This is a genomic window from Cedecea sp. AS113 (genome assembly GCF_037152415.1).
Classification (GTDB): Bacteria; Pseudomonadota; Gammaproteobacteria; order Enterobacterales; family Enterobacteriaceae; genus Cedecea.
Map to the genome: position 1 here is coordinate 81,500 of NZ_JBBCMI010000004.1, position 18,547 is coordinate 100,046.

Genomic DNA, 18,547 nt, shown 5'->3' on the forward strand with positions numbered 1-18,547 from the left:
AGCGGGAAATACTTTACGGTACTCCCCGCTCATTTTATAACGAACGCGGCTTAGCGTTTAAGCCGCGTTGCTTGGTTACGGCTTAATCGCACTGAACCTTAATAGCCAGCCCGCCTCGCGATGTTTCGCGGTATTTGGCGTTCATGTCTTTACCGGTTTCGTACATGGTCTCAATGACCTTATCGAGCGAAACGCGTGGGGCGCTGGTACGACGCATCGCCATACGGGTGGCGTTGATAGCCTTCACCGAGGCAATCGCATTCCGCTCGATACATGGCACCTGTACCTGGCCGGCGACCGGGTCACAGGTCAGGCCGAGGTTATGTTCCATACCGATTTCCGCCGCAACGCAAACCTGTTCCGGGCTTGCGCCCATAATTTCAGCCAGGCCCGCCGCCGCCATCGAACAGGCAACGCCGACTTCACCCTGGCAGCCTACTTCAGCGCCAGAAATAGAGGCGTTCATTTTGTACAGCACGCCGATAGCGCCGGAGGCCAGGAAGTAGCGAATCCAGGTGTCCGGCGTGACCGGCTCGATAAAGTGGTCGTAGTAGGCCAGCACCGCAGGCACGATCCCGCAGGCGCCGTTGGTTGGCGCGGTCACAACGCGGCCACCCGCGGCGTTCTCTTCGTTCACCGCCAGGGCAAACATGTTCACCCAGTCAACCACGTTCATTGGATCGTTGGACAGCTTATCGCTGGACACCAGCATCCGGCGCAGGGCAGAGGCACGACGCGGCACGCGCAGCGGGCCAGGCAGCACGCCTTCGGTATTCATCCCGCGATCGATACAGGCGCGCATGGTTTGCCAGATATTGGCGAAGTACTCTTCGATTTCCTCGCGGCTATGCAGCGCCAGTTCGTTCTGCATTACCATGCCGGACACGGAAAGCCCGGTGTCCTTGCAGTGCTGCAGCATTTCCTGTGCGGAATGGAATGGATAAGGCACGGTGACTTCGCTGGCCGCATCTTTACCAAAGTGTTCTTCGTCGACGATGAAGCCGCCGCCGATGGAATAATAGGTTTTGCTGTAGATCTCTTTGTCGCCGTTATAGGCGTGGATCTGCATGCCGTTTTCATGCAGCGGCAGGTTGTCGCTGCGAAAACGCATGCCGTTATCCTGCGGGAAATCGACCTCATGACGACCCTGAGCAATTAGCAGACGACCGCGGGTTTCCACGTCGCGAATAAAAGCCGGAATAGCGTCGATATCGACGTTATCCGGCTGGTTGCCGGCCAGACCCATAATAATCGCGATATCGGTGTGGTGGCCTTTCCCCGTCAGGGAAAGAGAACCGTAAACGTCCACCGCGATGCGGGTGGTACTGTCCAGCAGTCCCTGTTCGATCAGTGCGTCGACAAACTGTTTCCCGGCCTTCATTGGCCCGACGGTATGGGAGCTGGAAGGCCCGATGCCGACTTTGAACATGTCGAATATGCTAATCACTCTAAAACTCCTCTGATAGCACCCTGTTTCATGGAACATGATGCTTTGAAATGGCTAAGCGCTAGTTTAAAAATTTATTGGTTCCACCAGGAAACTATTCACATGAATTAAACTAATGCTTAACCATAAATCACCTAATAGCAGATGATTTATGGTCTTTCTGTTGCTTAAATATAGCCATTTTCAGCGTTTTAAAGTGTCGCCTGGATCGCTATCTACCTGTAAAGAGAGTTCGCGAATAATCCCCGCCGTCATCCCCCAGACAAAATAGCGTTGATACCAGGAAAGCCAGACGCGATGCGCGTTGCCGCGGCGATGGATATCTAACGGATGGTAGCGCCCAAGCCTCAGCGCCTCGGCGAGCGGCATTTCAAATACCGCAGAAACTTCATCTTCACTGGCGCGCCAGGGCAAATCAGGGGGAATGATGCCGACAATCGGCGTGACCTGGAAACCCGTCACGCTGTCCACCGGCGGGAGCGTGCCGATAACCTCGACGGATTCTGGTGGAATGGCGACTTCTTCCTGGGCTTCCCGCAACGCGGCGGCTATCAGCGAACTGTCGGTGTCGTCTACCGCTCCACCGGGGAAGGCCACCTGGCCTGCATGTTTGCGCAGCATCAGCGAGCGCTGGGTGAGTAAAAGCCCCGGCTGAGGGCGCCGCACAATGGGTACCAGCACCGCCGCCTGACGTTTGTTGCTGACCGGCCCGCTGTCCGCCGGGCGTAACAGTTGAAACCGGGTAAGGAAGTCATTCAGCGTCAGGGACGAACCAGGCATGCATTAATTCTCCAGTAAGGGCAGGATACGATTAACTTTATCAAAAGTTTCCTGATATTCCGCCGCCTCGTGACTGTCGGCAACGATCCCGCCGCCGGCAGAGCAATATAATTTCCCGCCTTCGGCAGTGAGCGTACGGATGGTGATGCTGGTATCCATTTTTCCGCAGAAGCTAATGTAGCCGATACTGCCACACCATGCGTTACGCCGTTGAGGCTCAAGCTCTTCAATAATTTCCATTGCCCGCACTTTGGGGGCACCGGTGATTGAACCTCCGGGGAAGGTGGCGCGCAGGAGATCGCAGGCGCTAAGCGTCTCAGGCAGCCTGGCGGTAATCGTGCTCACCAGGTGATGCACCGCAGGGAAAGGCTCCACCACAAACAGCTCTGGCACTTTGACGCTGCCCGGCACCGCAACGCGGCCAATGTCGTTGCGCAGCAAATCAACAATCATCAGATTTTCAGCGCGATCTTTTGGCGAGTTCGCCAGGCGTTCAGCTTGCGCTGCGTCGGCCTGCGGATCGGCAAGACGAGGCAGCGTGCCTTTAATCGGGCGGGTTTGAATCTGCTTGTCTTCGAGCAGAACAAACCGCTCCGGGGAAAGGCTAAGAATACAGCTGTCCGGCAGCCGCAGAAAAGCGCTGAACGGCGCGCGGTTCGCCTGATTCAGCGTTTCGAAAGCCTGCCATTCATCCCCTTCATAGCGGGCGTGGAACCGCTGAGCCAGGTTAACCTGGTAGCAGTCTCCGCTACTGAGATAAGCCTGGATCTGGCGGAACTTCTCGCCGTACGTATCGCGGGACATATTGGACTGCCACTGGCTGGTCAGCCGGAAAGGCTGAACATTTTGCCGGGGCGAGAGTGCATTCAGCCAGGCCAGACGAGCTTCAATGTCTCCCCTGCAAACCAGCGTCAGACGCTGCAGATGATGGTCTGCAATCAGCGCCCAGTCATAAATGCCGACGGCCATATCCGGCGTGGTTAAATCCTGTTCTGCCGTCGAGGGGATTTTCTCAAAGCGGCGGCCCAGATCGTAGCTAAATAGCCCCAGCGCGCCGCCGCAGAACGGAATATCGCTAGTGGGCGTGGTGGCAAGGCCACAGCTGTCCAGCGTTTGCTGTAACAGTTCAAGCGGGCATTCGTTGTGTTGTGATGAAAGCCCGTGGCGTTCAATCACGGTTTCCTGGCCGCGTGTGACCAGCGTTGCAAGCGGGCTGGCAACCATAATATCAAAACGGTTATGCGGATGGTCGGCAAAGCCAGAGTGAAGCAGCATGGCCCAGGGCTGAGTGGAAACCGAGCGGAAATAGTGCTGAACGGCATCGGCCTGCCAGCTGAGTTCGCGAAAAACGGGGGAGGTTGTAACATTCATCTTGGTAGCATCGTCAGGAGCAGAGTAAAATAGCGACTTCAGCACTGTAACAGGACTTAAACATGATTTCAGGATTACCGGCGCTTAGCCACGAGCAGCAGCAGCAGGCCGTCGAGCGTATTCACGAACTGATGGCCGACGGCATGAGCAGCGGCGAAGCCATCGCCCTCGTAGCCAGTGAGATTCGTGCCTCGCATACCGGGGGTAACGTCGCCGTACGCTTTGAAGATGAAGACGGCGAAGAAGAAGACCCGCAGGACTAGCCGGGCCTTAGCGACTTAGCGTTACACCGCCGCGATGATTTTGATTTCCACTTTGTAGCGCGGGTTCATCAACTTAGCTTGTACGGTGCAGCGTACCGGCGCTTTACCCGCCACAACCCACTCATCCCACGCTCTATTCATCGCCGCAAAATCTTCGCCATCCGGCAGGAAAATCGTTGCATCCAGAATGCGGGTCTTGTCGCTGCCGAGTTCGGCCAGCAGGGTGTCGATTTGCTGCAGGGTATTTGCCGTCTGCTGGTAGGCGTCAGCATCCAGGTTTTCCGGGACGCCGGTGTAGTACACGGTCTGGTTATGGATAACCGCATCAGACCAGCGGGCTTCAGGTTTAATACGCGCAATACTCATGGCAACTCCTTAACAACAAACGATATGTGCGGCACAGACTGCCACAATCCGCCGCCCGGTGCCACCGCCTGGCTGGATAAACCTCGCCGGGGCTGACATAATCACTGGCAATTTAACCAGGGGGTAACGTGACGGACGATTTTGCAGCAGACGGCCAACTGGCTAAGGTCATTCCGGGCTTCAAGCCGCGTGAAGCTCAGCGTGAAATGGCGGAGGCCGTAACCCGGGCGATTCAAGTCGGCGGCGAGCTGGTGGTAGAGGCCGGTACCGGTACAGGGAAAACATACGCTTATCTTGCCCCCGCGCTGCGTTCTGGCAAAAAAATCATTATTTCTACCGGCTCAAAAGCGCTGCAGGATCAGCTGTTTTCTCGCGATCTGCCGACGATATCCCGTGCGCTGAAATTTACCGGTCGCGTGGCGTTGCTGAAAGGGCGCTCTAACTATCTTTGCCTGGAAAGGCTGGAGCAGCAGTCGCTGGCGGGCGGTGATTTGCCCGTGCAGGCGTTAAGCGACGTGATGCATTTGCGCAGCTGGGCCAGTGAAACCGTGGATGGCGATATCAGCACCTGTGGGTCCGTCGCCGAAGATTCCACCGTCTGGCCGATGGTCACCAGCACCAACGATAACTGTCTGGGGCAGGATTGTCCGCAGTATCAGGACTGCTTTGTGGTCAAGGCGCGTAAAAAGGCGATGGATGCCGACGTGGTGGTGGTGAACCATCACTTGTACCTGGCCGACATGGTAGTGAAGGAGAGCGGCTTCGCGGAGCTTATTCCCGAGGCTCAGGTGACAATTTTCGATGAAGCCCACCAGATCCCGGATATCGCCAGCCAGTATTTTGGCCAGTCTATCTCCAGCCGGCAGTTGCTCGACCTCGCCAAAGACATTTCCATTGCCTACCGCACGGAAGTCCGTGACGCGCAGCAACTGCAAAAAAGCGCCGACAGCCTTGCCCAGCGCACGCAGGACTTCCGCCTGCAAATAGGCGACCCGGGCTACCGGGGGAACCTGCGGGAGCTGCTTGCGGATGCGAATATCCAGCGTTCGCTGCTGCTGCTCGATGATGCCCTGGAGCTGTGTTATGACGTGGCAAAGCTTTCTCTTGGCCGCTCGGCGCTGCTGGATGCCGCATTTGAACGCGCGGTAATTTACCGTGGGCGAATCAAACGGCTGAAAGAGATTAATCAGCCGGGCTACAGCTACTGGTATGAATGCAACGCCCGCCACTTCACGCTGGCCCTGACGCCCCTGTCCGTGGCCGACAAGTTTAAGGAAGTCATTCGTGAAAAAGCGGGCTGCTGGGTCTTTACCTCGGCCACGCTTGCGGTGAATGACAATATGAGCCATTTCACCGAGCGGCTGGGTATTGACGAAGCAGAAACACTGCTGCTTGCCAGCCCGTTTGATTACGCTAAACAGGCGCTGCTGTGCGTGCCGAGAGGGCTGCCGACGCCCAATCAGCCCCATGCTGGCCGTCACCTGGCTAACCTGTTGCGCCCGCTCATTGAGGCGAACAACGGGCGCTGCTTTATGCTCTGTACCTCCCACGCCATGATGCGCGACCTGGCGGAACAGTTCCGGGCCACCATGACGTTGCCCGTGCTGCTGCAGGGGGAAACAAGCAAAGGCCAACTGCTGCAGCAGTTTGTTGAGGCCGGTAACGCCCTGCTGGTGGCGACCAGCAGCTTCTGGGAAGGCGTAGACGTGCGCGGCGACACGCTCTCCCTGGTTATCATCGACAAACTTCCCTTTACCTCGCCGGACGATCCGCTGCTCAAGGCTCGCATGGAAGATTGCCGCATTCGCGGGGGCGATCCATTTGACGATGTCCAACTGCCTGACGCGGTGATCACCCTTAAGCAGGGTGTCGGTCGCCTCATCCGCGATGTAGAAGACCGTGGGGTCCTGGTTATCTGCGATAACCGCCTGGTCATGCGTCCGTATGGCGCTGTTTTCCTTAACAGCCTGCCGCCCACGCCGCGTACCCGGGATATAAATCGGGCAGTTGAGTTCCTCAATGCCTCTGGTGCGCAGTAATTTGTGCCAGGCTATGGTATGATGCGCGCCGTTTTTTGACCTTATCTCCGCCAGAGGTTGGCAAGCCCATGCGAATTTTAGCCATCGATACCGCAACAGAAGCCTGTTCTGTTGCCCTGCAAAACGACGCGGCGTCCTACGCCCATTTCGAACTCTGCCCGCGTGAGCACACGCAAAGAATTTTACCGCTGGTCAAAGAGATCCTGAACCAGGGCGGGATTACTTTGTCTGAGGTGAACGCACTTGCCTACGGGCGTGGGCCGGGCAGTTTCACCGGTGTGCGCATTGGGATTGGGATTGCGCAGGGGCTGGCGCTGGGTGCTGAGCTGCCGATGATGGGCGTTTCAACGCTGGCGACAATGGCTCAGGGCGCATGGCGCAGAACGGGCGCCACCCGCGTACTCGCCGCAATAGATGCCCGCATGGGCGAAGTTTATTGGGCTGAATATGAGCGTGACGAGCAGGGCGTGTGGCACGGTGAAGCAAGCGAAGCCGTCCTTAAGCCTGAAGACGTTGCCGGGCGGTTGAAGCATCTGAGCGGCACCTGGGCTACAGTCGGAACAGGCTGGCAGGCCTGGCCTGATATGGCGAAGGATAGCGGACTTGTGTTGCAGGACGGTGAAACTACGCTGCCTGAAGCTGAAGATATGCTTCCTCTGGCGCAGCAGGCGTTTAGCGCCGGCAAAACCGTCGCCGTCGAGCATGCGGAGCCTGTCTACCTGCGTAACGAAGTCACCTGGAAAAAGCTACCTGGCAGAGAGTAAGACCGACCCCGCTAAACGGCGGGCAGGTTAAGGAGATGAGGTATGGCTGTTTGTAATGTCAAAAAATGCAGCTGGCTGCTGGCCGCCGCTGCGGCGCTGGTCCTGAGCGGCTGCGTGAGTGTGCCGGATGCAATTAAAGGGACTTCCGCGACCCCACAGCAGGATCTGACGGCGGTGATGAGTGCGCCCCAGCTTTATGTCGGGCAGGAAGCGCGCTTTGGCGGGCGAGTGGTGAACGTGGACAACCTGAAGGGCAAAACTCGCCTGGAGATTGCCACCGTCAGCCTCGATGAAGGTGCCCGTCCGGCATTGAATGATCCTTCGCAAGGGCGCATTTATGCCGACGTCAATGGCTTCCTTGATCCGGTAGATTTCCGCAATCAGTTGGTGACCGTCGTCGGGCCAATTACCGGCACGGCAGAAGGTAAGATTGGTCAGACGCCCTATAAATTCATGACCATGCAGGCGACGGGATACAAGCGCTGGAACGTAGTCCAGCAGGTCGTCATGCCGCCGCAGCCGATCGATCCGTGGTTCTGGGGCGGGCCTTACCCGTATCGCCACCATTACGACATGTGGGGCGGCGGCTGGTACAATCCGGGGCCTGCACAGGTGCAAACCGTTGTAACCGAATAATCTGTTGTTTTTAAAATGTTTTCAAACAGCGGCCTGGCCGCTGTTTGTTTTTATCCAGGACGGATGAAAAAATTTAGTGATGTGCTTCGCAACCTTTAATCAGGCTAATTAATAAACTGGTACGCTGAGTTAATATTATGTTAACGAAATGTATTCCCTGGGGTTGTGATGACGACAAATAATAATTTCAGAGGTGGATCCTTGAATAAGGTTTGGCTTAACCGCTACCCGGCCGACGTTGCGGCTGAAATAAATCCCGACCGCTATCAATCCCTGGTTGATATGTTTGAGCAGGCTGTCACTCGCTACGCTGACAAACCCGCTTTTATCAACATGGGGGAGGTGATGACCTTCCGCAAACTGGAAGAGCGCAGCCGGGCATTTGCCGCGTACCTTCAGCAGGGGCTGGGCCTGAAAAAAGGCGACCGCGTGGCGCTGATGATGCCAAACCTGCTGCAGTATCCTGTCGCGCTGTTCGGCATTCTGCGCGCCGGTATGGTGGTGGTTAACGTTAACCCGCTCTATACCCCGCGAGAGCTGGAGCACCAGCTGAATGACAGCGGGGCCAGCGCGATTGTGATCGTGTCAAACTTTGCCCACACGCTGGAGAAAGTGGTCGAAAAAACCCAGGTGAAACACGTCATCCTGACTCGCCTGGGGGACCAGATCTCCGGGCCGAAGGGGACGCTGGTTAACTTCGTGGTGAAGTACATCAAGCGTCTGGTGCCGAAATACCATCTGCCGCACGCCATCTCTTTCCGTCGGGCGCTGCAAAGCGGTTACCGCATGCAGTACATCAAACCTGAAATTATCAATGGCGATTTAGCCTTCCTGCAGTACACCGGCGGCACAACCGGCGTAGCTAAAGGCGCCATGCTGACGCACCGTAATATGCTGGCCAACCTCGAGCAAGTCAGGGCGGCATACAGCCCGCTACTGCACGAAGGTAAAGAGCTGGTGGTGACTCCGCTGCCGCTGTACCACATTTTTGCTCTGACCATTAACTGCCTGCTGTTTATCGACATGGGGGGGCAGAACCTGTTGATTACCAACCCACGCGACATTCCGGGACTGGTAAAAGAGCTGGCAAAATATCCTTTCACTGCCATGACCGCCGTGAATACGTTGTTTAACGCGTTACTGAATAACAAAGAGTTCCAGCAGCTTGATTTTTCAAGCCTTCACCTCGCTGCGGGCGGCGGTATGCCCGTCCAGCACGCTGTTGCCGAACGTTGGGAAAAACTCACGGGCCGCTTCCTGCTTGAAGGCTATGGCCTGACGGAATGCGCACCGCTGGTCAGCGCGAACCCGCATGATATGGATTATCACAGCGGATCTATTGGCCTGCCGGTGCCGTCCACCGACGTGAAGCTGATAGACGATCAGGGCAATGAAGTACCGCCCGGTGAGCCAGGCGAACTGTGCGTTAAAGGCCCGCAGGTAATGCTGGGCTACTGGCAGCGACCGAAAGAAACGGATGAAATCCTTAAAGACGGCTGGCTGCGCACCGGGGATATTGCGGTAATGAACGAAGAAGGCTTCATGAACATCGTTGACCGCAAAAAAGACATGATCCTCGTTTCCGGCTTCAACGTTTATCCGAACGAAATTGAAGATGTGGTCATGCAGAACGAAGGCGTGCTTGAAGTCGCGGCGGTGGGTGTTCCTGCCGGGGTGAGCGGTGAGCAGGTGAAAATCTTTGTGGTGAAAAAAGATCCTGCCCTGACGGAAGAGGCGCTGATCGCCTTCTGTCGTCGCCAGTTAACCGGCTATAAAGTGCCTAAACTGATTGAATTCCGCACGGAACTGCCAAAATCGAACGTCGGGAAAATTTTACGACGAGAACTGCGTGACGAAGCGGGCAAGACAGGCAACAATAACGCCTGAGCTCCAAGTCACTCGTCCTGATGCCGGTTCGCCGGCATTTTTTATGGGCGCAACCTAAGAGAACTGAATTTGACTTACCAGATGATTACTACCGATGAAGGGCTGGCCGCCGTATGCCAGGCCGCTCGTCAGTTCCCCGCGCTGGCGCTGGACACCGAATTTGTTCGCACCAGAACCTATTACCCGCAGCTGGGGCTGATCCAGCTTTATGACGGCCAGCAGGTTTCGCTGATCGATCCTTTAGCCATCGGCGACTGGTCGCCGTTCAAGGCGTTGTTGCAGGATCCTGACACCATCAAGTATCTGCATGCGGGCAGCGAAGATCTCGAAGTCTTCCTGAATGCCTTTGGCATGCTGCCTGATCCGTTTATTGATACGCAAATTCTGGCGTCCTTTACTGGCCGCCCGCTGTCCTGCGGCTTTGCCACTATCGTTGAGTCTTACACCGGCATTGCGCTGGATAAAAGTGAATCCCGCACCGACTGGCTGGCGCGTCCGCTCACGGAGAGGCAGTGTGAATACGCCGCGGCAGATGTGCTTTATTTGCTGCCTATCGCTGAGAAACTGATGGCCGAAACGGAAGCGGCGGGCTGGATAGGCGCGGCTCTCGATGAGTGCCATCTGATGTGCTCCCGTCGTCGCGATCAGCTCGATCCGGAAGAAGCCTGGCGCGAAATAGGCAATGCCTGGCAGCTGCGTACCCGACAGCTGGCCTGCCTCAAGAAGCTGGCGGCCTGGCGCTTGCGTAAAGCCCGCGAGCGCGACATGGCGGTGAACTTTGTCGTCCGCGAAGAAAACCTGTGGCAGGTAGCGAGATACATGCCTGGCTCGTTGGGCGAACTGGACTCGCTTGGCCTGAGCGGCAGCGAAATTCGCTTCCACGGCAAAACGCTTATCGCCCTGGTGGCCGAGGCGCAGGCGCTGCCGGAGAGCGAGCTGCCGCAGCCGCTGCAAAATCTGGTGGATATGCCGGGCTACCGCAAAGTGTTTAAGGCCATTAAAGCCCTGGTGCAGGAAGTGAGCGAGGCTAAAGGGCTGAGCGCCGAATTACTGGCCTCCCGCCGCCAAATCAATCAGCTGTTAAACTGGCACTGGAAATTGAAACCGCAAAGCGTGGCACCGGAATTAATTAGCGGCTGGCGGGCAGAATTAATGGCAGAAGCATTAACGAAATTGCTGGCGGAATACTGATTATTTATATGACCTGGGAATAATTACAGTATTGTTCTCAGGTTTGAATATATTGGCAAGCTGCAACAAGAATGAGCTTAATAAACGTTAAGTGACTGCGTAAAAATAAAACCCCCTGACAAATGCAGGGGGTTTTTTATTCATGCCGACTTACTGGCTTCTTCCGCTTCCGGGAGCGTCACGTTCAGCTCCAGAATCGAAATATCTCCATCCCGCTGCTCGAGCTGGACGCTGACCATTTCCGGGTCAATTTGCACGTATTTGCAAATCACGTCGAGAATGTCCTTGCGCAGCTGCGGCAGGTAATGCGGTTCCGCATCGCTACGGCGACGCTCAGCTACGATGATCTGTAAACGCTCTTTCGCGATGTTGGCGGTGTTCTTTTTTCGTGACAGAAAAAAGTCGAGTAATGCCATAACTTATCCTCCGAACAGGCGTTTCAGGAAACCCTTCTTCTCTTCTTCAATGAAGCGGAAAGGGCGTTCTTCGCCGAGCAGGCGTTCCACGGTATCGGCGTAGGCTTTGCCTGCATCCGATTCACCGTCAAGAATCACCGGCTCGCCCTGGTTGGACGCACGCAGCACTGACTGGTCTTCAGGGATAACGCCAACCAGCGGAATGCGCAGAATTTCGAGCACATCTTCCATGCTCAGCATATCGCCTTTATTGACGCGACCTGGGTTGTAGCGGGTCAGCAATAAATGCTCTTTAATCGGCTCTTCACCGTTTTCAGCGCGGCGGGATTTGGACGACAGAATGCCGAGGATTCGGTCTGAGTCACGCACCGAGGAGACTTCCGGGTTGGTGGTAATGACCGCTTCATCCGCGAAGTACAGCGCCATCAGCGCGCCGGTTTCGATACCTGCCGGGGAGTCACAAACGATAAACTCGAAGTCCATGTTTTTCAGGTCTTCCAGCACCTTGGCCACGCCTTCGCGGGTCAGAGCGTCTTTATCGCGGGTTTGTGAAGCAGGCAGGATATAGAGCTGTTCAGTGCGTTTATCGCGGATAAGCGCCTGATTCAGCGTGGCATCGCCCTGAATCACGTTAACGAAATCGTACACAACGCGGCGTTCGCAGCCCATGATCAGGTCAAGGTTACGCAGACCAATGTCGAAATCAATAACGACGGTTTTTCTTCCCTTTTGGGCCAGCCCCGTAGCGATGGCCGCGCTGGACGTGGTCTTACCGACGCCCCCTTTACCCGATGTAACAACAATAATGCGTGCCATAAAGGATTTCCTTGTTAAAAGGGCTTAATTCAAAGATTGAACGGAGAGCGCACCACTCGCCAGATTCAGGCGAGCCGCTTTTCCATAATAATCGGCTGGGATCTGCTCGCTCAGCCAGTACTCGCCCGCAATAGAGACAAGCTCTGCTACCAGGTTAGTACAAAATATTTGTGCATCACGATCGCCGCTTGCACCAGCCAGCGCACGGCCACGCATCATGCCGTAAATATGAATATTACCATCTGCTATCAGTTCTGCACCGGCGCTGACGTGATTGGTCACAATCAAGTCACAGTTTGGCGCATAAATGCGCTGCCCGGAACGGACCGGAGTATCAATTAAACGCGTTTTTGTGATCGGTGTAACATCCGGCGCGGTGACCACCACGGGCTCAGCAGGTGCGGCTTTTGGCGTTCTTGCGGCCTTTTCTTTCCCTTCGGTCAGCAAGGGCAGGCCAGCACGCTCAATTTCAGCCTTTAAAGCTTCATCTTTACAGCCGCTGATACCCACCACGCGCAGGCCGGTTGCGGTAACGGCCTGTTGTACTTTCTTCCAGTTGACGGAACCATCGAGACTGGCGACGTTAACGACCACCGGGGCATTCTTTAAGAATGCGGGAGCCTGGGCGATTTTATCTTCCAGAGCCTGGCGAATAACCTCAGGTTGTGCATCATGCAAATGAACCACAGATAAGGTAAAACTGCTGCCCTTTAACTCGATTGGCGTGTTTGACATCCTGGCCTTACTCAATTCAGTTTCAATCCCCACTATTGTGGGACGATATTCCGAAGTACACCAGGCATGTTATAGTCCAGCTTATATTCAGGCAAGCCACTCGCTGGCGAAAATAGAGTAAAAAAAATGTTTTGTGTGATCTACCGAAGTACTAAACGTGACCAGACATATCTTTATGTCGAAAAAAAAGACGATTTCTCCCGAGTGCCGGAAGAGCTGATGAAAGGCTTTGGCAAACCGGTCCTGTCGATGCTGTTGCCGCTGGACGGCAGTAAAAAACTGGCCAATGCCGATTTGGATAAAGTGAAACAGGCGCTGGAAACTGAGGGCTATTATTTACAGATCCCACCTCCGGTAGAAAGTTTGCTGACTATGCACCTGGAAAAGAGTCCTAAAAAATAAATTTCGGACTGAAGGTAAATCTTTTCCATGCTTTCACACGGAGAATGTGTGAAACACATTATTGAAGAAATGATGATGAAAAATGCAGTTTTGCGTTATACCTTCAGCGCCTTAATTCTTTCCAGCGGGGCCGGTTATCTTCCCGCTGCTGAGGCGACTCCCACAGCCGCCTCAGTTCCTCAAACTAGCCCGCGTCAAACTGCCACGCTCGCTGAGCAAGGGCGAAATCCCGCTGAATTTCCGGCTTATGTCGAAAAATTAAAACAACAAGCCAGAGCAAAGGGCATCAGCAATGCGACGCTGGCAAAAGCCTTTGCCAATATTCATTTTGTCGATCGGGTCATTCAATCCGATCGCAATCAGCTGGAAAAGAAAATAACGCTGGATGACTATTTAAACCGCGTTATTACTCCCGCCAAAATCAAACAGGCGCGTAGCCTGGCCCGCCAGCACCGGGCAGAGCTGGAAAAAGTCAGCGCCAAAAGTGGCGTGCAGAGTCGCTACATCGTCGCGCTGTGGGCAATGGAAAGTAACTTCGGCAAGCTGCAGGGCAAAGAAGATGTCATTTCTGCTTTAGCGACGCTCGCATTTGAGGGCCGTCGTGAAGCCTTTTTCACCAACGAGCTGATGGCGGCGCTGAAAATCATCCAGCGAGGTGATGTCAGCGCGACGCAGATGAAAGGCTCATGGGCCGGGGCGATGGGGCAGAACCAGTTTATGCCGAGTTCGCTGCTGCGCTACGGCAAAGACGGCGATGGCGACGGCAAAATTGATATCTGGAATAACACCCGAGACGTTTTCGCTTCCACGGCAAACTACCTGGCGGTAGAGGGCTGGCAGCGTGGTGGGGCGTGGGGCTATGAAGTGAAACTGCCCACGGGCTTTAATACTTCGCTGCTGGGCACAAGCCAGGGGCAGGGCAAGTCCGTGGCCCAGTGGAAAAAACTAGGCGTGACGCTGCCAAAAGGCTCCTATCTTCCAGCGTCGTCAAAGAAAGCCTGGCTGGTGAAGCCAGACGATGGTTTGGATCGTTCGTTCCTGGTCTATAACAACTTCCGCACCCTGATGCACTGGAACCGTTCTTACTACTTTGCCATTAGCATCGGCAAAATGGCGGATGCCATCGCAGATAAATAAGGCACGCTTAGAAACACTTCCCCGGTATTCAGCAGGCATTTTTTTATCTAGTATCAAAGGCAGTTAACACACACGACACAGAGGAAAGGCATGTATCAACATCATAACTGGCAGGGTGCGCTGCTTGATTTTCCGGTAAACAAAGTAGTCTGTGTTGGCAGCAACTATGCCAAACATATTAAAGAGATGGGCAGTGCGACGCCGGACGAGCCGGTGGTGTTTATTAAGCCTGAAAGTGCCCTGTGCGATATTCGCCAGCCGCTGGCGTTACCACAGGAATTCGGCTCCGTGCATCATGAGGTAGAGCTGGCCATTCTGATCGGCTCAACCCTTAAGCAGGCAAGTGAAGAGCACGTGCAAAAAGCCATCGCCGGCTATGGTGTTGCGCTGGACCTTACGCTGCGCGATCTGCAGGCCAAACTGAAAAAAGCAGGCCAGCCGTGGGAAAAAGCCAAGGGCTTCGATAACTCTTGCCCAATCTCCGGGTTTATCCCTGCGGCACAGTTCACTCACGATCCGCAAAATACCCCGCTGGAGCTGAAGATCAACGGTGAAATTCGCCAGCAGGGCAATACCGAAGACATGATCCACAAGATCGTGCCGCTGATTGCCTACATGAGCAAGTTCTTCACCCTGCGTGCGGGGGATGTGATCCTGACCGGTACACCGGAAGGCGTAGGCCCGCTGCTTAGCGGCGATGAGCTGGAAGTGAGCTTTGCAGGTCACAGCCTGACGACGCGTGTTTTATAAACAATTTGCCGCTTCAGGGCGGCAAAACTTGCATCCGGGTGTCAGACTGTTTATAAGGTGCAGCTTAATTTTTAAATGCAGGAACCGCTATGACACCCACTCCTTTTTGGCAAAGTAAAACTCTCGACGAAATGAGCGACGCCGAGTGGGAATCCCTGTGCGACGGCTGCGGCCAGTGCTGCCTGCATAAGCTGATGGACGAAGACACCGACGAGATTTATTTCACCAACGTCGCCTGTAAGCAGCTCAATATCAAAACCTGTCAGTGCAGGAACTACGCCCGTCGCTTCGAATACGAGCCGGACTGCATCAAACTCACTCGCGACAATTTGCCGACTTTTGAGTGGCTGCCGCACACCTGCGCTTACCGCCTGCTGGCCGAAGGCAAACCGCTGCCGGAATGGCACCCGCTAATCACTGGCTCAAAAGCCGCCATGCACGGCGAACGCATTTCCGTGCGTCATATCGCGGTGAAAGAGTCAGAGGTTCGCGACTGGCAGGATCATATCCTCAACAAGCCCGAGTGGGCTGACTAGCGTATTTCGATGCTGGTCGGTAATGAAAATAAATCCTTTATATAACCAATCTTGTGATAGGATAGACTTTCAATAACCAAAATAAGAGAGTTTTTATCCTGAATTTAACATTCCAGTGTCCGTCATGTGGCGGATCGCAGTATCGCACCTCCCCCTACGATGTCCGAGAATCAAATCCCCATGGCGCAGTCTGTATCTTTTGCAAATCCGCAATGCAGGCGTCCGCTCATCGTCCGTTAAATGCGACCTTCTCCGGTTTTAGCCCGCAGGTGCAACAGTCTTTGGCTTCTTCCCAGCCGCGCTGTTAAGATTCCGTCCTCAAAGGAGGAAAAATGAAAAAACTAACAACCATCATGAGCCTATTGTTGCTCAGCGGCTGTGCGACGGCAGAGCGTGAGGCACCGAAGCCTCCGCACAGCATAGGCATGGCGAACCCGGCTTCAGTTTACTGCCAGGCCAAAGGCGGGAAATCTGTGATGGTGAAAACGCCTGAGGGCGAAAGAAGTGACTGCCTGCTGCCAGGCGGGGAAAGAATTGATGAATGGGCTCTGTACCGGCGCGATCATTCCTGAAAAAAATAACCCACCGAAAGGTGGGTTATTTGTCTAACGTGTTTGTTAACTTAGCGGCCAAACAGATCGCGACGCTTAGGTTTGAAGAACTGGGCAATCAGCACCAGAACCGCGATTACCAGGAACACGGCGAAGATCCCGAGCAGCCACTGCACCATATCCAGCGACAGGAATTCCCACTGACGAACGGAGCAGTCACCGTTGGCAACAAAGACCTGCGGCAGCCATTTATCCAGCGGTAGCCAGCTTGGGAAGCGAGCGAAGAAATCACAGGTCACAAATGGGGACGGGTGAAGCTGCAGCATGGTGTGCTCCCATGCCAACTGAACGCCTTTCCCTGCGCTGTAGAGCCAGATGGCCAGGGCGCCATAGCGAAGCGGGCTTTTAGGCGCTATCGCGCCCACGATGCCTGCCCCCATCACGCCAAACAGCGCGCAACGTTCATAAATACACATCACACAAGGTTTCAGCCCCATAACGTGCTGGAACCACAATGCCACCATCTCAAGCGCAAATGCCGTAAAGGCTAAAAGCAGCCAGGCGGTGCGCCCAAGAGAGCATTGGTTTAAATATCGCAACATAATCAGTTTCCCTGCAGCATGCGTAGAATCGGCAGTGTAAACCAATTCCCTTTTTGCGCCAGTAGCGCAGATGAAAATAACGCAGTAATCGGATGTTTATAAGGAAAAAATTTGTAACGGGAAGCGGACTTCCCGTCAAATTGCCTTAGTGCGGTGCAAGCAGCGTATCAGGCGTCATTAGCCAGCCACTGTCCAGCATCCATTGTGTAGCAGGCGTCAGGGTATATTCCACACATAGCAGGCCCACAAGGGTCAGAACCAGCGTGTAGGGCAGCGCCATCACAACCATGCGGCCGTAAGAGAGGCGAATCAGCGGCGCCAGCGCCGATGTCAGCAGGAACAGGAACGCCGCCTGGCCGTTTGGCGTTGCCACCGAGGGCAGGTTTGTGCCGGTATTGATAGCCACCGCCAGCAGTTCGAACTGCTGCATATTGATGGCACCATTCTGCAGCGCAGTTTTCGCCTCGTTGATATAAACGGTGCCGACAAAGACGTTGTCGGAAATCGAGGATAGCAGGCCGTTAAAGATATAAAACAGCGACAGCTGGGCGTGCGGAGAGGCATCGAGCACGTACTGAATTATCGGGCTGAACAGATGCTGGTCGATGATAACCGCCACGATAGTGAAGAAAACGGTCAACAGGGCGGTAAACGGCAGCGCTTCGGTAAAGGCTTTGCCGATAGCATGCTCGTCGGTAACCCCGCACAGCGATGTCGCCAGAATAATCACCGACAGGCCAATCAGGCCGACTTCTGCCAGATGGAAGGCCAGAGCGATAATCAGCCAGACGCCAATCAGCGCCTGGATCAGCAGCTTCATCTTGTCCTGCTTTGTTCGCTTCCTGGTGCTCTGAGCATCAAAGTCATACAGGATCCCACGCACTTTTTCCGGCAGCGTTTGTCCGTAGCCGAACACTTTAAAACGTTCCAGCAGGATGCAGGTGAGCAGGCCACAAATCAGCACCGGCACGGTCACCGGCATCATGCGCAGGAAGAAATCGCCGAAGTGCCAGCCAGCGTTTTTAGCAATGATCAGGTTTTGCGGCTCGCCAACCATGGTCATTACGCCGCCCAGCGCGGTACCGACGCCAGCGTGCATCATCAGGCTGCGCAGGAAAGCGCGGAATTGCTCAAGCACTTCGCGGCTGTCGCTCCGAATATGGCTGTCGTCCTGAACGTTGCTGTCATCCTGTGCTTCAGATGCTACGCGGTGATAGATGCTGTAGAAGCCCACGGCGACGCTAATGACAACGGCCACGACCGTCAAGGCATCAAGGAAGGCGGAAAGAAACGCGGCGGCGACGCAAAAGGCCAGCGACAGCGCAACTTTAGACCGGATCCCCAACAGCAGGCGGGTGAAGAGCAGCAACAGGAGCTGCTTCATGAAATAAATCCCGGCCACCATAAACATCAGCAGCAGCAGCACTTCGAGGTTTGAAGCAATTTCAGCACGAACGTGATCGGGGCTGGTCATACCGACCAGCACGGCCTCAATGGCCAGCAGGCCACCCGGCAGCAGCGGGTAGCATTTCAGCGCCATCGCCAGGGCAAAAATAAACTCCACCACCAGCATCCATCCCGCGATAAACGGGCTGACAAACCAAAAGACTAGCGGATTAAGCACTAAAAAGAGAAGCAGCGTCAGTTTGTACCAGTCAGGTGATTGACCCAGAAAATTGCGGTACAACGCCCGCCCAAAGGACATTTCCATCGTATAGTTACCATTATCCGTTGTATTATGTTGATGTTAAAAAAGATAACGCTTCAGGGTACTCGTTTATCGCGCACGCGATCAAGCCGAAGGAAATCCTGAGTTAAGGCGTTTATCGTCAAAATTCAACGCCGATCCCGCATTTGC

General features: G+C 54.9%; 21 protein-coding genes. 12 read left to right on the forward strand and 9 right to left on the reverse strand.

Features of this window, described 5'->3' with window-relative positions; all coding sequences use genetic code 11:
• Nucleotides 1-82: 82 nt before the first annotated feature.
• From sdaA to pabB, 3 genes are all read right to left on the reverse strand, one after another.
• Complete coding sequence (gene sdaA, locus WFN87_RS06235) at nucleotides 83-1,447, reverse strand: L-serine ammonia-lyase (protein WP_166991884.1); 1,365 nt, start codon at nucleotides 1,445-1,447, stop codon at nucleotides 83-85.
• A 183-nt stretch (nucleotides 1,448-1,630) separates the two neighbouring features.
• Entirely contained in the window at nucleotides 1,631-2,227 is a 597-nt protein-coding gene (locus WFN87_RS06240; protein WP_321219762.1) for a CoA pyrophosphatase, read from the reverse strand.
• 3 nt (nucleotides 2,228-2,230) lie between these two features.
• Complete coding sequence (gene pabB, locus WFN87_RS06245) at nucleotides 2,231-3,598, reverse strand: aminodeoxychorismate synthase component 1 (protein WP_336982365.1); 1,368 nt, start codon at nucleotides 3,596-3,598, stop codon at nucleotides 2,231-2,233.
• 62 nt (nucleotides 3,599-3,660) lie between these two features.
• Here pabB and WFN87_RS06250 point away from each other — a divergent pair, with 62 nt between their 5' ends.
• Nucleotides 3,661-3,861: a YoaH family protein gene (locus WFN87_RS06250; RefSeq protein WP_008454053.1), complete on the forward strand. Its 201-nt coding sequence runs from the start codon at nucleotides 3,661-3,663 to the stop codon at nucleotides 3,859-3,861.
• A 21-nt stretch (nucleotides 3,862-3,882) separates the two neighbouring features.
• Here WFN87_RS06250 and WFN87_RS06255 read toward each other — a convergent pair whose 3' ends face one another.
• On the reverse strand, nucleotides 3,883-4,227 hold the full coding sequence (locus tag WFN87_RS06255) for a RidA family protein (RefSeq protein ID WP_008454054.1): 345 nt from the start codon (nucleotides 4,225-4,227) through the stop codon (nucleotides 3,883-3,885).
• Nucleotides 4,228-4,355: 128 nt separating this feature from the next.
• Between WFN87_RS06255 and WFN87_RS06260 the strand changes: the two genes are divergently transcribed.
• The 5 genes from WFN87_RS06260 to rnd all read left to right on the forward strand — a co-directional run bounded on the left by WFN87_RS06260 (nucleotide 4,356) and on the right by rnd (nucleotide 10,744).
• A complete protein-coding gene (locus WFN87_RS06260) occupies nucleotides 4,356-6,266 on the forward strand; it encodes an ATP-dependent DNA helicase (RefSeq protein ID WP_336982364.1) in 1,911 nt (636 codons plus the stop codon).
• 68 nt (nucleotides 6,267-6,334) lie between these two features.
• Nucleotides 6,335-7,030, forward strand: coding sequence for a tRNA (adenosine(37)-N6)-threonylcarbamoyltransferase complex dimerization subunit type 1 TsaB (gene tsaB / locus WFN87_RS06265; protein ID WP_336982363.1), 696 nt, complete (start codon nucleotides 6,335-6,337; stop codon nucleotides 7,028-7,030).
• Between the two features lie 42 nt (nucleotides 7,031-7,072).
• Nucleotides 7,073-7,666 (forward strand): Slp family lipoprotein, encoded by a 594-nt coding sequence (locus WFN87_RS06270; RefSeq protein ID WP_336982362.1) that lies wholly within the window; start codon nucleotides 7,073-7,075, stop codon nucleotides 7,664-7,666.
• Between the two features lie 201 nt (nucleotides 7,667-7,867).
• Nucleotides 7,868-9,553, forward strand: coding sequence for a long-chain-fatty-acid--CoA ligase FadD (gene fadD, locus WFN87_RS06275; RefSeq protein ID WP_166991897.1), 1,686 nt, complete (start codon nucleotides 7,868-7,870; stop codon nucleotides 9,551-9,553).
• A gap of 69 nt (nucleotides 9,554-9,622) precedes the next feature.
• On the forward strand, nucleotides 9,623-10,744 hold the full coding sequence (gene rnd / locus WFN87_RS06280) for a ribonuclease D (RefSeq protein ID WP_008454065.1): 1,122 nt from the start codon (nucleotides 9,623-9,625) through the stop codon (nucleotides 10,742-10,744).
• A 140-nt stretch (nucleotides 10,745-10,884) separates the two neighbouring features.
• Here rnd and minE read toward each other — a convergent pair whose 3' ends face one another.
• The 3 genes from minE to minC are packed head-to-tail and all read right to left on the reverse strand — an operon-like array spanning nucleotide 10,885 to nucleotide 12,711.
• Nucleotides 10,885-11,160, reverse strand: a complete 276-nt coding sequence (minE, locus tag WFN87_RS06285; RefSeq protein WP_008454068.1) for a cell division topological specificity factor MinE — start codon at nucleotides 11,158-11,160, stop codon at nucleotides 10,885-10,887.
• Nucleotides 11,161-11,163: 3 nt separating this feature from the next.
• Nucleotides 11,164-11,976: a septum site-determining protein MinD gene (gene minD / locus WFN87_RS06290; RefSeq protein ID WP_008454070.1), complete on the reverse strand. Its 813-nt coding sequence runs from the start codon at nucleotides 11,974-11,976 to the stop codon at nucleotides 11,164-11,166.
• A gap of 24 nt (nucleotides 11,977-12,000) precedes the next feature.
• Nucleotides 12,001-12,711 carry a septum site-determining protein MinC gene (gene minC, locus WFN87_RS06295; RefSeq protein WP_008454072.1) on the reverse strand — a complete coding sequence of 237 codons (711 nt, stop codon included), beginning with the start codon at nucleotides 12,709-12,711 and terminating at the stop codon, nucleotides 12,001-12,003.
• 126 nt (nucleotides 12,712-12,837) lie between these two features.
• Between minC and WFN87_RS06300 the strand changes: the two genes are divergently transcribed.
• The 6 genes from WFN87_RS06300 to WFN87_RS06325 all read left to right on the forward strand — a co-directional run bounded on the left by WFN87_RS06300 (nucleotide 12,838) and on the right by WFN87_RS06325 (nucleotide 16,108).
• Nucleotides 12,838-13,113 carry a YcgL domain-containing protein gene (locus WFN87_RS06300; protein ID WP_008454073.1) on the forward strand — a complete coding sequence of 92 codons (276 nt, stop codon included), beginning with the start codon at nucleotides 12,838-12,840 and terminating at the stop codon, nucleotides 13,111-13,113.
• A gap of 75 nt (nucleotides 13,114-13,188) precedes the next feature.
• Entirely contained in the window at nucleotides 13,189-14,250 is a 1,062-nt protein-coding gene (locus tag WFN87_RS06305; protein WP_336982441.1) for a lytic murein transglycosylase, read from the forward strand.
• 90 nt (nucleotides 14,251-14,340) lie between these two features.
• Complete coding sequence (locus WFN87_RS06310; RefSeq protein ID WP_085540087.1) at nucleotides 14,341-15,000, forward strand: fumarylacetoacetate hydrolase family protein; 660 nt, start codon at nucleotides 14,341-14,343, stop codon at nucleotides 14,998-15,000.
• Nucleotides 15,001-15,089: 89 nt separating this feature from the next.
• Nucleotides 15,090-15,536 (forward strand): YcgN family cysteine cluster protein, encoded by a 447-nt coding sequence (locus WFN87_RS06315; RefSeq protein ID WP_336982361.1) that lies wholly within the window; start codon nucleotides 15,090-15,092, stop codon nucleotides 15,534-15,536.
• Nucleotides 15,537-15,634: 98 nt separating this feature from the next.
• On the forward strand, nucleotides 15,635-15,844 hold the full coding sequence (gene ymcF / locus WFN87_RS24135) for a cold shock small protein YmcF (protein ID WP_442892756.1): 210 nt from the start codon (nucleotides 15,635-15,637) through the stop codon (nucleotides 15,842-15,844).
• 24 nt (nucleotides 15,845-15,868) lie between these two features.
• Nucleotides 15,869-16,108 carry a putative hemolysin gene (locus tag WFN87_RS06325; protein ID WP_008454082.1) on the forward strand — a complete coding sequence of 80 codons (240 nt, stop codon included), beginning with the start codon at nucleotides 15,869-15,871 and terminating at the stop codon, nucleotides 16,106-16,108.
• 50 nt (nucleotides 16,109-16,158) lie between these two features.
• Here WFN87_RS06325 and dsbB read toward each other — a convergent pair whose 3' ends face one another.
• Complete coding sequence (gene dsbB / locus WFN87_RS06330; protein WP_008454083.1) at nucleotides 16,159-16,689, reverse strand: disulfide bond formation protein DsbB; 531 nt, start codon at nucleotides 16,687-16,689, stop codon at nucleotides 16,159-16,161.
• Nucleotides 16,690-16,834: 145 nt separating this feature from the next.
• Nucleotides 16,835-18,400: a sodium/proton antiporter NhaB gene (gene nhaB, locus WFN87_RS06335; RefSeq protein WP_166991903.1), complete on the reverse strand. Its 1,566-nt coding sequence runs from the start codon at nucleotides 18,398-18,400 to the stop codon at nucleotides 16,835-16,837.
• Nucleotides 18,401-18,547 lie beyond the last annotated feature (147 nt).

Excerpts from the sequence above, each read along its gene's own strand:
- WFN87_RS06255 (WP_008454054.1), bottom strand. The coding sequence starts at position 4,227 with ATGAGTATTGCGCGTATTAAACCTGAAGCCCGCTGGTCTGATGCGGTT.
- minD (WP_008454070.1), bottom strand. The coding sequence starts at position 11,976 with ATGGCACGCATTATTGTTGTTACATCGGGTAAAGGGGGCGTCGGTAAG.
- minE (WP_008454068.1), bottom strand. The coding sequence starts at position 11,160 with ATGGCATTACTCGACTTTTTTCTGTCACGAAAAAAGAACACCGCCAAC.
- WFN87_RS06250 (WP_008454053.1), top strand. The coding sequence starts at position 3,661 with ATGATTTCAGGATTACCGGCGCTTAGCCACGAGCAGCAGCAGCAGGCC.
- WFN87_RS06325 (WP_008454082.1), top strand. The coding sequence starts at position 15,869 with ATGAAAAAACTAACAACCATCATGAGCCTATTGTTGCTCAGCGGCTGT.
- WFN87_RS06305 (WP_336982441.1), top strand. The coding sequence starts at position 13,189 with ATGAAAAATGCAGTTTTGCGTTATACCTTCAGCGCCTTAATTCTTTCC.
- nhaB (WP_166991903.1), bottom strand. The coding sequence starts at position 18,400 with ATGGAAATGTCCTTTGGGCGGGCGTTGTACCGCAATTTTCTGGGTCAA.
- WFN87_RS06300 (WP_008454073.1), top strand. The coding sequence starts at position 12,838 with ATGTTTTGTGTGATCTACCGAAGTACTAAACGTGACCAGACATATCTT.
- dsbB (WP_008454083.1), bottom strand. The coding sequence starts at position 16,689 with ATGTTGCGATATTTAAACCAATGCTCTCTTGGGCGCACCGCCTGGCTG.
- pabB (WP_336982365.1), bottom strand. The coding sequence starts at position 3,598 with ATGAATGTTACAACCTCCCCCGTTTTTCGCGAACTCAGCTGGCAGGCC.
- WFN87_RS06270 (WP_336982362.1), top strand. The coding sequence starts at position 7,073 with ATGGCTGTTTGTAATGTCAAAAAATGCAGCTGGCTGCTGGCCGCCGCT.
- minC (WP_008454072.1), bottom strand. The coding sequence starts at position 12,711 with ATGTCAAACACGCCAATCGAGTTAAAGGGCAGCAGTTTTACCTTATCT.
- tsaB (WP_336982363.1), top strand. The coding sequence starts at position 6,335 with ATGCGAATTTTAGCCATCGATACCGCAACAGAAGCCTGTTCTGTTGCC.
- WFN87_RS06240 (WP_321219762.1), bottom strand. The coding sequence starts at position 2,227 with ATGCCTGGTTCGTCCCTGACGCTGAATGACTTCCTTACCCGGTTTCAA.
- WFN87_RS06310 (WP_085540087.1), top strand. The coding sequence starts at position 14,341 with ATGTATCAACATCATAACTGGCAGGGTGCGCTGCTTGATTTTCCGGTA.
- WFN87_RS06315 (WP_336982361.1), top strand. The coding sequence starts at position 15,090 with ATGACACCCACTCCTTTTTGGCAAAGTAAAACTCTCGACGAAATGAGC.